Origin of the sequence: Salinigranum sp., from assembly GCF_041641895.1 — an archaeon.
Taxonomy (GTDB): Archaea; Halobacteriota; Halobacteria; order Halobacteriales; family Haloferacaceae; genus Salinigranum.
In genome coordinates this window covers 25150-38852 of the sequence record NZ_JBEPXO010000029.1, presented here as the reverse complement: position 1 = coordinate 38852, position 13703 = coordinate 25150, and the positions used below count along the sequence as shown (strand labels likewise).

Genomic DNA, 13703 nt, shown 5'->3' with positions numbered 1-13703 from the left:
GCCGAGCGCCTGGATGGCGTTGTCGCCCTCCTCGGGCGCCTTCCCGGCGTGGGCCGACGTCCCGCGGATGTCGACGTCGAGGTGACACATCGCCAGGGGACGCTCGATGCCGGCGACGACTTCGCCGATCGGGTGGTCGAGGCCGACGTGGACGGCGAAGAGGTAGTCGACGTCGGCGGCATAGTCGCTCTCGGCCATCGGGTGGCCGCCCCCGGACACCTCCTCTGCGGGCTGGAAGAACACGACGAGGCGGCCGTCGAAGTCGCTCTCCTTCACGGCTTCGAGCGTCGCCAGCCCCCACGTCATGTGGGCGTCGTGGCCACAGGCGTGCATCGTCTCCCCCGTCTCCGAGCGGAACGCCTCCCGTGCGGGGCGGTGGTCTCGGTCCTCGGACTCCTCGATGAACAGGCCGTCGATGTCGACGCGGAGGCCGACGGTGGGCCCGTCGCCCTGGTCGAGCACCGCGACGGCACCGGTGTTGCCGCCCGCCATCCGTTCGAGGAGGGCCGGGTCCGCACCCCGCTCGCGGGCGCGTTCGTACCACGTCTCCAGTCGGTCCTCGGGCGGAACGGCCATCCGGTCTGCGGGGTCGTACGCGTCGGGACCGACCGCCAGTTCGTCGACGCCGACCCGCTCGAGTTCCTCGACGAGTCGGTGCGTCGTGTAGAACTCACACCAGCCTGGCTCGGGATACCGGTGGAAGTCGCGTCTGAGCGCGGGCAGTCGCTCGCGAATCGGCTCACGGGTCGACTCTGCCATGTTTCTCACTACCACGCTCCACCTACTTAATACCGGACGGGAGCGACGAGGAGACGAAAAAGCATAAGCCGGCACCGAACGACCGCCGGAGTACGTGACCCGGTCGTCCACTCGCACGCTGGCGGTCGGGGACGGAGCCACCGAAGCATGAGCGAGAACACCGAGTCCGACACTCCCGGCCCGGACGTCGTCGTCCTCCGTGAGGGGACCGAGGGCCTGTCGATGGAATCGTACGCCGAGAAACTCCGCGAGCGCCTGCCCGACCGGCGGGTCGAACTCGCGCGCACCCCGAAGCGAGAGCGCGAACTCGTCCCGGAGGCACGGGTCGTCACCGGCATCAGCGTCGACGAGGACCTCCTCTCGGACGCGAAGATGGAGCTGTTCGCCTGCACGTTCGCCGGCATCGACCACCTGCCGACGGAGACGCTCGAGGCCCAGGGGGTGCGGGTGACGAACGCCGGCGGCATCCACGCGCCCGGCATCGCCGAGCAGGCCATCGGGAACATGCTCGTCTTCGCCCGCCGTCTCCACGAGGGGTGGCGACGCAAACAGCGCTCGGAGTGGCGGCACTTCCAGTCCACCGAGTTCACCGATTCGACGGTGACGGTCATCGGCCTCGGCTCCATCGGCCAGGCCGTCGTCCAGCGTCTCCAGGGGATGGAAGTCGACACCGTCGGCGTGCGCTACACGCCCGAGAAGGGCGGCCCGACGGACGAGGTGGTCGGCTTCGACGAGGACGCCGTCCACGACGCGCTCTCGCGGAGCGAGTACGTGGTCGTCGCCTGCCCGCTCAACGACCTGACCCGGGGGCTCATCGGCGAGGCGGAGTTCGCCACGATGCCGCCCGAGGCCGTCCTCGTCAACACGGCCCGGGGCGGCATCGTCGATACCGACGCGCTCGTGGCGGCGCTCCGGTCGAACAAGATTCGCGGGGCGGCGCTGGACGTGACCGACCCCGAGCCGCTCCCGAGCGACCACCCGCTGTGGGACCTGGAGAACTGCCTCGTCACCCCGCACACCGGCGGCCACACGCCGAAACACTGGGACCGCCTGGCCGACATCGTCGCACGGAACGTCGAACGGCTGGAGACCGGCGAAGAACTGGAGAACCTCGTCCTCGCGCCGGACGAGGACTGAGCCGGGTCGGGCGGCCTCGGCGCGTCCGGCGGGGCGCCGCTCGGCCGCTCAGGGCCAGAGCCCGCGCGTCGACTTCGCCTCGCCGATGCGCGAGAGGGCGACGACGTAGGCGGCGTCGCGCCACGTCAGGTCGCGGTCGTCGACCACCTGTCTGACGTCGTCCCACGCGTCGAGAATCTCCGATTCGAGTTCCTCGTGGACGCGTTCGAGGGACCACTGGCGGCGGTTGATGTCCTGGAGCCACTCGAAGTACGAGACGGTCACGCCGCCGGCGTTCGCGAGGATATCGGGGACGACCGGGACGTCCCGCTCTTCGAAGACGGCGTCGGCCGCGAACGTCGTCGGGCCGTTGGCCCCCTCGACGACCATCTCGGCGGAGACGTCGTGGACGTTCCCCGTGGTGAGGACGTTCCCGACGGCCGCCGGGACGAGCACGTCGACGTCGAGTTCGAGCAGTTCCGCGTTCGTGAGCGTCTCCGGGGCGTCGTACCCCGACACCATCCCCGGGCGTTCGTCGTGCGCCTCGACGTCGTTCGTGTCGAGGCCGTCGGGGTCGTAGATGGCGCCGTTCACGTCGCTGACGGCGACCACCGTCGCACCCCACTCGTCGAGGAGGCGCGCGGCGGGCGCGCCGACGCTCCCGAACCCCTGGACGGCGACGGTGGTCTCGGAGAGGTCCCGGTCGTAGTAGTCGATGGCCTCGCGGGTGACGATGGCGACGGACCGGCCGGGAGCCTCCTCGCGGCCGTGAGAGCCACCGATGACCGGCGGCTTGCCGGTGACGACGCCGGGCGTCGTCTCGCCCTGCTGCATCGAGTACGCGTCCATGAACCACGCCATCGTCTGCGGGTCCGTCCCCATGTCCGGCGCGGGGACGTCCTGCTTCGGGCCGACCACGTCGCGAATCTCCTCGGCGAACCGCCGGGTGAGCCGTTCGCGTTCACCCGGCGAGAGCGTCCGCGGGTCGACGGCGATACCGCCCTTCCCCCCGCCGAACGGCAGGTCCATCACGGCGCACTTCCATGTCATCCACATCGAGAGGCCGATACACTCCTCGGCGTCGACCTCCGGGTGGTAGCGCAGGCCGCCCTTGTAGGGGCCGCGGACGTCGTCGTGCTGGGCGCGGTACCCCGTGAACACCTCCAGGGAGCCGTCGTCGCGGCGGAGCGGGACGGACACCTGCGTGAGTTTCGTCGGGTGTTTCAGTCGCTCGACGACGCCCTCGTCGACGTCGACGTGCGTGGCGGCCCGTTCTAGCTGTCGACGAGCGGTCGACAGCGCGGTGCTCGGGTCGTCGTCGGACCCCTGCCCGTCGGCCGCCGTCGAAGTGCTCGACGCCGGCATGGTCAGGCGGTGAACAGCCGACGGGGGAAGTCGGCGAGCGGTTCGGCACCTGTCGCGGTGACCCGGAACGTCTCCGAGAGTTCGACGCCGAAGTCGTCGAACCACAGCCCCGGAATCGTGTGGAACGTCATGTCCTCCTCCAGGACGGTCTCGTCGCCCGGGCGGAGGCTGGCGGTGTGTTCGCCCCAGTCCGGGGGGTAGCCCAGCCCCATCGAGTAGCCGATGCGGTCCTCCTTCTCGACGTCGTGTTTCGCGATTTCGTCGCGCCAGGCCTTCTCGACGGCCTCGCAGGTGACGCCCGGTTCGACGGTGTCGAGGGCGGCCTCCATGCCCGCGACGACGATGTCGGCCGTCTCTTCGACCTCCCGTGGCGGGTCGCCCACGAACGTCGTTCGCGCGAGCGGGGAGTGGTAGCGGTGCCGACAGCCCGACAGTTCGATGATGACCGGGTCGCCGTCGGCGAACGGCCGGTCGGTCCACGTCAGGTGTGGTGTGCCGGTGTGGTCGCCCGAGGGCATCAGCGGGACGATGGCCGGGTAGTCGCCGCCGTACTCGTCGGTGCCGTCGATGAGCGCCGAGTAGATGGCCTCCGCCGCCTCGTACTCCGGGACGCCCTCGGCGATGGCGTCGAGGCCCGCCTGCATCGCGTTCTCGGAGATGCGCGCCGCCTGGCGCATGTACTCGATCTCCTGCTCGGACTTCTTCACCCGGAGCCAGTTGACGAGGAGGGTCGTGTCCTCGAAGCTGGCCTCGGGGAGGTTCTTCTGGAGTCGAGTGTACGACTTCGCCGTGAAGTAGTACGCGTCCATCTCCAGGCCGATGCGGCCCTCGTCGAGGCCGAGTTCCGTAAGCACCTCGGCGACGAAGTCCATCGGGTGGAGGTCGTACGGCGAGTGGACGTGGTCGTCGCTGTACGGACGGATGCTCTCCTCGCGGAGCGTCGTCGTCGCCCGCGCGCCGTTGGCGTCCATCTGCCGACCGATCCAGACCGGTTCGTCGCGGTCCGGCGTGACGACGACGCCCTGGTGGACGTAGAAGGACCAGCCGTCGTACCCCGTCAGGTAGTTCATGTTCGCGGGGTCGGTGACGAACACCGCGTCCAGTTCACGCTCGCGCAGGCGCTCTTTCGTCCGGGCGATACGCCGCTCGTACTCACTCCTGTCGAAGACCGCGTTGGGCATGATAACAGCTCGCTTGCACGTTTCGTGAACCGCTGTCAAAAGTGTTGTGTGCGCGGGCGACGCGCCGAGAGCGACTCGTCCGCCCGCCGTGGCGAGCGAACGGGTCGAAGAGTGCAATTAGTTCTATCTCTAAGTGGTCCCGGCGGGGGGGAGGTGAGGCGATCCGAACCACACGTCGTCCGGCGAAGAGCGGACGACAGTCGGCGGCGACGTCCCCCGAACCGGAGTCGGGAGAGGCCACCGGCGGCGCCGTCGACGGCCCTCACACGGGGCGACACCGCTCGGTACGACGTGAGCGGGTCGTTCGGAGACACCGAGAACCGCACGCGGTGCCGTCGATGGGCGTCAGGGGCGACGGGTGACGTGCTACCGGCCCGTCTGTCGGGGGGAAACGCGCCGGTCACCGTCCGGTGGTGGACGACGACAGGGTCAGTGGGTTTCGCCTCCAGTTGTTATAGAATTAGTTGTATCTTCACGAGGTAGGCAGTCAGGCCTCGTCGACGAGCGACCCCATGACCTCGTCGGCTGTCGCCGGCGTGTCGAAGTCGTGGAAGTTCTCGCCCTTCTCCTTCGAGAGGATGTTGAGCGCGGCCGCGGCGCCGTCGCCCGCGGAGATGACCGCCTGCCACTCCTCGACGCGGCCCATCGCACCGGTGGCGTAGACGTTCTCGACGCTCGTCTCCATCGTCACGTCGACGTCGACGACGTCCTCGTCCGTGAACGCACAGCCGAGGTCCTCCGCGAGGTCACGGTTCGCGCCCGTGGCGAGGACGACGTAGTCGGCGCTGTGCGCCTCGTCGGCCGTCGAGACGACGAGGCCGTCGTCGGTCGACTCGACGGCCGTCACCTCTTCGGAGCGGCGCTCGACGCCGAAGTCGTCGACCTGGTCGCGGAGCGTGTCCAGATACACCGTCCCGTCGACCGACCCGATTCCCGGGTAGTTGAACAGGTGCGCCTTGTGCATCCAGGTACCGTCCGTGTCGAACACGACGGTGTCGAGGCCGTTCTTCGCGGTGAACAGTGCAGCACTGAGGCCGGCGGGACCACCGCCGACGACGAGTACGTCCGTCATGCGTTCTCCACTCGGGTGCCAGCGGCATAAAAGCAGAGTTCGTTGTCACGGGCGCGCCCGACCGCCTCAGGGGTTGTACTTCCACTCGCTCTCCTCGTCGGTGTCCACGTCGACGTCGCGATCGGCGTCGTCCGCGTCCGAGAGCTGGACGTAGGCCCGACAGGTGACGGCGACGCCGAAGACGACTGTCACCGCGCCGAGGAGGACGGTGACGAGCGTCGTGAGGAGCGGGACGCCGACGAACCCGACGACGCCTCCGACGGCCGTCACGACGACGCCGACGAGGAAGACGACCAGCGCGAGGCCGAACAGTCGGAGACGGTGGCCCGAGGTGCGTTCCCAGCTCGCAGAGAGCGCCTCGACGAAGTTCCGGTCCTCGACGGCGATCTCCTGGCGGACGAAGAAGAAGGCGATGGCGAGGTACACCCCGGGCACGACGAGGAAGACGAGACCGACGGCGACGAGGATGAGGACGACGACGCCCCCGACGAACCCGTTGAGCGTCGCCGAGAGGAGGTTGCGGGAGACGAACTCGTCGCGGACGGTCTCCGTCTCGTCGCTGACGAGCGTCCGGACGGCGACGATGCGAACCGCCTCGGCGACGAACGCGAGGACGGCCACGAGGCCGAGGGCGGCCGGAAGCGGGAGCGGCAGAGACAGCGGCGTCGCCTCGGCACTCGGGAGGCCCGTGACCGTCTGCGGCGTCGACGCGTCCTGAGGGAGTTGTTCGATGGCCTGCTCGGCGAAGCGGGCGGTGGCCGCCGCGAGCGTCTGGCCGGCCACGGCGTCGGCGAGACCGAACACGACGAAGGCGACGACGAGGAGGAGGCCGTTTCGCTGGAACGTACGGTCCAGTCCATCCGAGAGGGCGTCGGAGATATCCAGGGGCATCGGTGACGGATGGACCGTTGCCCGAACGGGTGTTAAGGGTTGCTGGTCGGCCGCTCCAGAGGGTCGCCGCCGCGAGTCGTCGTCGTTCCCACGGCCAGAGTAGTTACTTTTTTGTCACTACTCGTCGAAGTGTGAGAGACGATGTCAGACACGTTCGCGTACACGTCGGCGGCCGTACTCGCATCGCGCATCCGACGGGGCGACCTCTCGCCGGTCGCCGTCGTCGACGCGTGTCTCGAACGCATCGACGCGCGGAACGAGGACACCAACGCGTTCGTGACCGTACTGGAGGAGGAGGCGCGCGAGCGTGCCAAGGAGGCGGAGGCAGCCGTGCGTCGCGGCGAGGAACTCGGTCCCCTCCACGGCGTCCCGATCGCCATCAAGGACCTGTTCGACTTCAAGGCCGGCGTCCGGAACACGATGGGGTCGGTGCCGTTCGCGGAGTTCGTCCCCGAGGAGTCGGCGACGTACGTGCGCCGACTGGAGGACGCCGGGGCCATCGTCCTCGGCAAGACGAACACGCCGGAGATGGGGCACAAGGGGACGACGGACAACCGGCTGTTCGGGCCGACCAGCACGCCGTTCGACCTCGACCGGAACGCGGGCGGGTCGTCGGGTGGGAGCGCGGCGGCCGTCGCGGACGGACTCGTCCCCATCGCGCAGGGGTCGGACGGGGGCGGGTCGGTCCGCATCCCCGCGGCGTGGTCGGGCGTGTACGGCTTCAAGGCGACGTACGGGCGGGTCGCACAGGCCATCCGTCCGGACGCGTTCCTCTCGCACACGCCGACTATCCACGCCGGGCCGCTGACCCGGACCGTCGAGGACGCCGCGCTGATGCTCGACGTGATGACCGGTCCCGACCCGCGCGACCCACTCAGTGTACCCGAGGATCCACACGACTTCCGCGGGGCCGTCCGCCGTGGGGTCGAGGGAATGGACGTCGCGTACAGCCCCGACTTCGACGTCTTCCCCGTCGACGAGCGCGTCCGGCGGGTCGTCGACGACGCGGTCACCGCGTTCGAGACGGCCGGTGCCACCGTCGAGGAGGTGTCGCTCGGCCTGACACACGACCAGTTCGAACTGGCCGAGTTGTGGATACGGGAAATCGGGATGCTGTACCACTCGGCCGTCGAGGGGTTCAAAGCCGAGGGGCTGGACCTCCTCGGCGACCACCGAGACGAACTCACGCCCGAGTTCGCCGAACTCCTGGAGGAGACGCGCGACCAGTCCGTCGTCGGCTACAAGCGCGACGAACACCTGCGGACGGAGGTGTACGACGCGCTCCAGGACGTCTTCACCGTGGAGGAGTACGACCTCCTCGTGACCCCGACGCTCGCCGTCCCGCCCGTGGAGAACGACGACGGCGGGACGGGACAGACCGTCGGTCCCTCCGAGGTGGACGGCGAACCGGTCGACCCGCTCATCGGCTGGTGTCTCACCTACCCCATCAACTTCACCGGCCACCCGGCGGCGTCTATCCCGGCGGGATTCACCGACGACGGCCTCCCCGTCGGCCTGCAACTCGTCGGCGACCGGTTCGACGACGAGACGGTGTTCGCGGCGAGCGGCGCCTTCGAGCGGGTGCGACCCTGGCACGACGCGTACCCGCCCCGGTGACGGCCGCGCCGGGAGCGAGTGCCGAGCGTGGACTCCGACCGGACGACACGGGGGGGAACGACCCGACGAGAGCGCAGGCGGGGGCGAGCGGAATCGAAATCGGAGTCAGGGCTCGGGGCGCACGCCGAGCGACGGCTCCCGGTCGAACGAGTCGAGCGAGCCGCGGGACTGGATGATGTTGAACGCGGTGACGAGGTCCGACCGGGAGACGAGGCCGACGAACTCGCCGTCGTCGACGACGGGAAGCCGTCCGACGCCGTGCTGTTGCATCGTCGTGATGGCCTCCATCGCGTCGGCGTCGGAGGAGATAGTCGCCAGTTCGCGCGCCATCACGTCGTCGACGCGGTAGGCGTCGCGTTCGACTTCCCGGACCTCGCGGGCGTCGTCGAGCGTCACCATCCCGACGAGTTGCCCGTTGTGCATCACCGGGTAGCCGGTGTGGCGCTCGCGGAACATGCGGTTCAGGAGTTCGGCGACCGAGGTGTCCTCGTCGACGACGTGGAGGTCCTCCCGCGGCGTCATGATGTCGCGGACGACGACGTCCTGGAACGCCGCCTTCATCACGGTCTGCTGGGCCTCGCTGGACGCGCCCATGTAGATGAAGAAGGCGAGCGCGACCAAGAAGAGGTTCGCGAACAGGCCGAACAGGCCGAGCAGGAAGGCGAACACCTTGCCGACCTCCGCGGCGAGTTGCGTCGCACGGGCGTGCGGGCGGTTGCGCGCCAAGAGCGCGCGGAGGACGCGCCCGCCGTCCATCGGGAAGCCCGGGAGCATGTTGAACACCGCGAGCGCGACGTTCGTCAGCGCGAGGTAGCCGAGGACGAACTGCACGGCGTCGCCCAGCGGGAGGGCGACGAAGCCGACGTAGGAGACGACGCCGACGAGGATGCTCACGATGGGTCCGGCGACGGCGATGGTGAACTCCTGCTTCCAGTCCTCGGGAATCTCGGTGAAGCGCGCGACGCCCCCGAACAGCCAGAGGGTAATCGACTCGATCTGGTAGCCGTAGCGCATCGCGACGAGCGAGTGGCCGAACTCGTGGAGCAGGACGCCGAAGAACAGTCCGAGGGCGGCGGCGCTCCCCAGCACCCACCGCATCGACCCGGCGGTGAGCGGGTCCGGGGCGATGGCAGTCCCGAAGAGGCTGTTGATGACCCCCGTCAGGTTCGCGATGTCGGAGCCGATGAGCCAAGCGAACAGCGGGAGCACGAGGAGAAAGGTGATGTCGAGGCGGATAGGGATCCCAAACGCGCTCCCGATACGGATTCCTCGCATAGGTGTACGTAGTCGGTTCGGGTTCTTAAACGGACGTGTCGGCGGCGGACCGCTCGCGGAAGCGACGACACGACACTGTCGAACCTGGCCAACGCGGCACCTGCCGCGTTTTTAACCCCACGTGTAGCGGTTTAATTAATTCATACTTATCCTCACAGCGTCGCTCGGGACCGTCGCAGACATGACCGAGTTACCGCGACGAAGCGTGTTGAAGGCGATTGGAAGTGCAGGGGCGATGCTCACCCTCGGTGGAGTCGGGGTCGCCGGGGCGAGAGAGGGAGCGAGCGCGGACCAGACGCTGGTCGACCTCGCCATCGCGGTGAACGAGCCCGGTGGCGCGTTCGCGGGCGAGTTCGACGTCCTCATCGCCGCACTCGTGGCGAACCCCGACCTGCTCGCGACGCTCGACGGCCGACGTGGACAGTACACCGTGTTCGCACCGGACGACGACGCGTTCGACGCCGCCGGGTTCGACCCGAGTAACGCCGACCAGATTCCGGCCGACGTCCTCGAGTACCACGTCACTCGGGGACGGCGGTACTCGGACTCCGTCCTCGGGGCACCACGCCTCCGGATGCTGAACGGGGGGTTCGTCACGCAGGACGGGGGCGTGCTGAACGACGGCCAGGCGACGATTACGGACACCGACTTCGAGGCGTCGAACGGAGTCCTCCACGTCATCAGCGGGGTCCTGCTGGAGGATTGACCCGAGACTCCACCGGGAGAACGGAAGGGGCCGTGGTGGTGAACGACCCCCGCCGGCGACAGACCTTACACGCCGCCCGCCGTCGACCCGGCTATGAGCGACACAGACACCGAACCCGAACCGCTCGTCCGCCGCGCGGCCGACGTGGAGTACGAAGCCGTCGACGCCGCCGAGGGTCTGCGGAAGGGCGTCCTGGTCTCCGACGCGGACGGCGCGCCGCACTTCGCCATCCGGCGGTTCACACTCGCACCCGGTGCGGAGGTACCGAAACACACCAACGAGGTCGAACACGAGCAGTACGTCCTCGCCGGCGAGTACACCGTCGGCGTCGGCGACGAGGAGTTCACCGTCGGGGCGGGCGACTCGCTCTTCATCCCCGCCGGGACGGTCCACTGGTACCGGAACGCGGGCGACGAGGAGGGGGCGTTCCTCTGTGCGGTGCCCAACGGCGACGACACCATCGAACTCGTCGACGACGCGTAGTGGACGGGGTGCGTGAGGCAGACGGCCGTGTCGGGGGACCGGTGCCCGTACACGGGGGGCGTCTGAACACACGCGTCCGTCGGAACGACCGTCGTGGTCAGCGAGCGACGCCCGCGGCGGACCGTTCCGGGACCGTTACCGTCAGCACGAGTGACTCCGGGGAGAATTGGGTGGGAAACTGGTCAGAAATCGGACAATATACTTCCGGGTCGTCGGCCGAGTCGGAGACGCGTTCACACGCAGACCAACGATGTCCGAAACAACCCAAGGCGACGACGAACCCGAGACCAGCCCCGAGTTCCAGAGCGTGATCGAGCGGATCGAGAGCCAACTCTCCTCCCGGCGCGGCTTCCTCGCCGGGTCGGCGGCGGTGGGAGCGAGCGCCCTCGGTCTGAGCAGCGGACTCGCGAGCGCGGACAACCACACCGGCGGGAACAGCGGGAGCAGCGAGGGGCGCGGACCGATGCCCGACGAGACCCCGTTCAGTCAGGAGGGGACCGACGTCGACGTCCTCAACTACGCGCTCACGCTCGAACACCTCGAGAGCGAGTACTACTCGATGTACCTCGGTCGACTCGGTGGCTCGCTCACCCAGGAGGACTTCACGAACAGTCCCGCGCTGGAGGGGTTCGACGACCAGTTCACGAACAGCATCTTCACCACCCTCACCACCATCGGCGAGCACGAGGCGGCCCACGTCGACACCCTCGAGACCGTCATCGAGACGCTCGGAGGGACGCCCGTCGAACCGGCCGAGTACGACTTCGGCATCTCGATGAGCGACGGGAGCGTCGAGGAGTTCCTCGCGGTCGCACAGGCCCTGGAGAACACCGGCGTCTCCGCCTACGCCGGCGCGGCCGACCGCATCGAGAGCCCCGACCTCCTGCAGGCCGCCGTGACCATCCACGCCGTGGAGGGTCGGCACGCGGCGTTCCTCAACGTGCTCAACGGTCAGTCGCCGTTCCCGGACGCGTTCGACCAGGCCCGAGAGATTCCCGAGGTCCTCGAAATCGCCCAGCAGTTCGTCGTCGACTCCTGAGCTCGAAGCGCGGCCGGAACGCCGAGCACGCCGGCGTGCGGTAGGGGTGACGGGCGACCGGCCGCCGGTCGAGACGAACCGCTGAAATACCCCGTTCTCCTACTCGAAGGCGTGTCACAGCAGGTCGGGCAGGTCGACACGCTGTTCCTCCACGAGCGAGGCGAGAACTTCCTCGTGGTGGTCCAGCGCGACGGCAAGCGGGTGTTCCGGGCGATACTCGAACTGAAGGAGACCTCCGCAGGCCCGCGTCCCGCGAAGTTCCGCATCAAGCGTGGGTCCTCCGAAGAGCCGCGCGACCCACAGCAGTTCGTCGAACTCGCCCGCCGCGCGGCCCGCATCCGCATCTCACAGCAGACCTCGACCCGCGCCCGCACCCGGCTACGGGAGATGCTCGACGGCTACCAGCTAGAGGCGCTCACCGTCAGGACCTGCCGGTACTGCGCCTCGAACGGGCGGTACTCGCCCATTACCGAAGAGACCGCCATCAGGGCGGACCGCGACCACATCTGTCCCGACTGCGCCCGCCGGGAACTCGAACGCGAACTCTCCTACTCCGGGTCGATAACCGGGGCCGCGAAGGACCGCCTCGAAGAACTCCTCCTCGACACCCAGGACCTCGACAAGGTGACGAACCTCCTGCAGGGGGGGCTGAACCCCGAACTCACCAAGTTCGACGAGGTGTCCGCCACGGTGGAGGACGTCGACCCAGTGTCTACCTCGTCACTCGACCTCCACCCGACGCTGCAGTCGCGCGTGGAAGACCGGTTCGACACGCTCCTCCCGGTCCAGTCGCTCTCCGTGGAGAACGGCCTCTTCGAGGAGCGGGACCAGCTCGTAGTGAGTGCGACGGCGACGGGGAAGACGCTCGTCGGCGAACTCGCCGGACTCGACCGGGTGCTGAAGGGGAAGGGGAAACTCCTCTTCCTCGTCCCGCTGGTGGCGCTGGCGAACCAGAAACACGAGGACTTCGAAGAGCGGTACGGCGACGTCGCCGACGTCACCATCCGGGTGGGTGCCTCGCGCATCTCCGACTCGAACGCCTCGTTCGACCCCTCGGCCGACATCATCGTCGGCACCTACGAGGGCATCGACCACGCCCTCCGGACGGGGAAGGACCTCGGCGACGTCGGCACCGTGGTCATCGACGAGGTCCACACGCTCAAGGAGGACGAGCGCGGCCACCGCCTCGACGGGATGATCTCCCGACTCAAGTACTACTGCGAGCACCGCGCCGAGCGACGGACGGGGTACGACGGCGCACAGTGGATATACCTCTCCGCGACGGTGGGCAACCCCGAGTGGCTCGCGCGCCGACTCGAAGCGACGCTCATCGAGTTCGAGGAGCGGCCGGTCCCCATCGAGCGACACGTCACGTTCGCCGACGGGCAGGAGAAGGCGCGGATCATCGACAAACTCGTCAAACGGGAGTTCGACAGCGAGTCGTCGAAGGGGTACCGCGGGCAGACCATCGTCTTCACCAACTCGCGGCGGCGCTGTCACGAACTCGCGCGGAAGATCGGGTACGACGCCGCGCCGTACCACGCGGGGCTCGATTACGGGAGACGAAAGCGCGTCGAACGCCAGTTCGGGAACCAGGACCTCGCGGCAGTCGTCACCACGGCGGCGCTCGCTGCGGGCGTCGACTTCCCCGCCTCACAGGTCGTGTTCGACTCGCTGGCGATGGGTATCGAGTGGCTCTCCGTCCAGGAGTTCGAGCAGATGCTGGGGCGGGCCGGCCGGCCGGACTACCACGACCGGGGCCGGGTCTACCTGCTCGTCGAACCCGACGGTGCCTACCACGGGTCGATGGAGATGACCGAGGACGAGGTGGCGTTCAAACTCCTGAAAGGGGAGATGGAGGACGTCGCCACCGTCTACGACGAGGCGGCCGCCGCCGAGGAGACGCTCGCCAACGTCATCGTCGCGGGCAAGCGCGCCAAGCGCCTCAACGACCGGATGCTCGGCGACATCGACACCACGCGGGCGGTCGGGCGACTGTTGGAGTGGGAGTTCATCGACGGCTTCGAACCGACACCGCTGGGCGACGCGGTCTGCCGGCACTTCCTCGCGCCGAGCGAGGCGTTCACCCTGCTCGACTGCATCCGGAAAGGGTTCGACCCCTACGACGTCGTCGCCGAGATGGAGTTGCAGGACCGGCACTGAGGCGACCGGGCGTCGGTCGCGACACCCGTCGGCGGG

General features: G+C 68.6%; 12 protein-coding genes. 6 read left to right on the top strand and 6 right to left on the bottom strand.

The features are described from left to right. Nucleotides 1-759 (bottom strand): amidohydrolase (locus ACESK5_RS08280; protein ID WP_372911084.1); only part of this gene is annotated, 759 nt, incomplete at its 3' end. 147 nt (nucleotides 760-906) lie between these two features. Between ACESK5_RS08280 and ACESK5_RS08275 the strand changes: the two genes are divergently transcribed. After that, nucleotides 907-1896, top strand: a complete 990-nt coding sequence (locus ACESK5_RS08275) for a D-2-hydroxyacid dehydrogenase (RefSeq protein WP_372911083.1) — start codon at nucleotides 907-909, stop codon at nucleotides 1894-1896. A 48-nt stretch (nucleotides 1897-1944) separates the two neighbouring features. Here ACESK5_RS08275 and gdhB read toward each other — a convergent pair whose 3' ends face one another. The 4 genes from gdhB to ACESK5_RS08255 all read right to left on the bottom strand — a co-directional run bounded on the left by gdhB (nucleotide 1945) and on the right by ACESK5_RS08255 (nucleotide 6384). Then, complete coding sequence (gene gdhB / locus ACESK5_RS08270; protein ID WP_372911082.1) at nucleotides 1945-3240, bottom strand: glutamate dehydrogenase GdhB; 1296 nt, start codon at nucleotides 3238-3240, stop codon at nucleotides 1945-1947. A 2-nt stretch (nucleotides 3241-3242) separates the two neighbouring features. Further along, nucleotides 3243-4421 carry a M24 family metallopeptidase gene (locus ACESK5_RS08265; RefSeq protein WP_372911081.1) on the bottom strand — a complete coding sequence of 393 codons (1179 nt, stop codon included), beginning with the start codon at nucleotides 4419-4421 and terminating at the stop codon, nucleotides 3243-3245. Between the two features lie 487 nt (nucleotides 4422-4908). Continuing rightward, entirely contained in the window at nucleotides 4909-5493 is a 585-nt protein-coding gene (locus tag ACESK5_RS08260) for an FAD-dependent oxidoreductase (RefSeq protein ID WP_372911080.1), read from the bottom strand. A 66-nt stretch (nucleotides 5494-5559) separates the two neighbouring features. Next, complete coding sequence (locus ACESK5_RS08255; protein WP_372911079.1) at nucleotides 5560-6384, bottom strand: hypothetical protein; 825 nt, start codon at nucleotides 6382-6384, stop codon at nucleotides 5560-5562. A 141-nt stretch (nucleotides 6385-6525) separates the two neighbouring features. On the opposite strand from ACESK5_RS08255, the gene ACESK5_RS08250 reads away from it, so the two are divergent. After that, on the top strand, nucleotides 6526-8001 hold the full coding sequence (locus ACESK5_RS08250) for an amidase (protein ID WP_372911078.1): 1476 nt from the start codon (nucleotides 6526-6528) through the stop codon (nucleotides 7999-8001). Nucleotides 8002-8106: 105 nt separating this feature from the next. On the opposite strand, the gene ACESK5_RS08245 is transcribed toward ACESK5_RS08250, so the two are convergent. Next, on the bottom strand, nucleotides 8107-9276 hold the full coding sequence (locus tag ACESK5_RS08245) for a M50 family metallopeptidase (protein ID WP_372911077.1): 1170 nt from the start codon (nucleotides 9274-9276) through the stop codon (nucleotides 8107-8109). 181 nt (nucleotides 9277-9457) lie between these two features. Here ACESK5_RS08245 and ACESK5_RS08240 point away from each other — a divergent pair, with 181 nt between their 5' ends. The 4 genes from ACESK5_RS08240 to ACESK5_RS08225 all read left to right on the top strand — a co-directional run bounded on the left by ACESK5_RS08240 (nucleotide 9458) and on the right by ACESK5_RS08225 (nucleotide 13667). Then, entirely contained in the window at nucleotides 9458-9982 is a 525-nt protein-coding gene (locus ACESK5_RS08240; RefSeq protein ID WP_372911076.1) for a fasciclin domain-containing protein, read from the top strand. Nucleotides 9983-10075: 93 nt separating this feature from the next. Next, nucleotides 10076-10465, top strand: coding sequence for a cupin domain-containing protein (locus ACESK5_RS08235; RefSeq protein ID WP_372911075.1), 390 nt, complete (start codon nucleotides 10076-10078; stop codon nucleotides 10463-10465). Nucleotides 10466-10715: 250 nt separating this feature from the next. Next, on the top strand, nucleotides 10716-11504 hold the full coding sequence (locus ACESK5_RS08230) for a ferritin-like domain-containing protein (protein WP_372911074.1): 789 nt from the start codon (nucleotides 10716-10718) through the stop codon (nucleotides 11502-11504). A 111-nt stretch (nucleotides 11505-11615) separates the two neighbouring features. Next, entirely contained in the window at nucleotides 11616-13667 is a 2052-nt protein-coding gene (locus ACESK5_RS08225; protein WP_372911073.1) for a DEAD/DEAH box helicase, read from the top strand. Nucleotides 13668-13703: the final 36 nt, after the last annotated feature.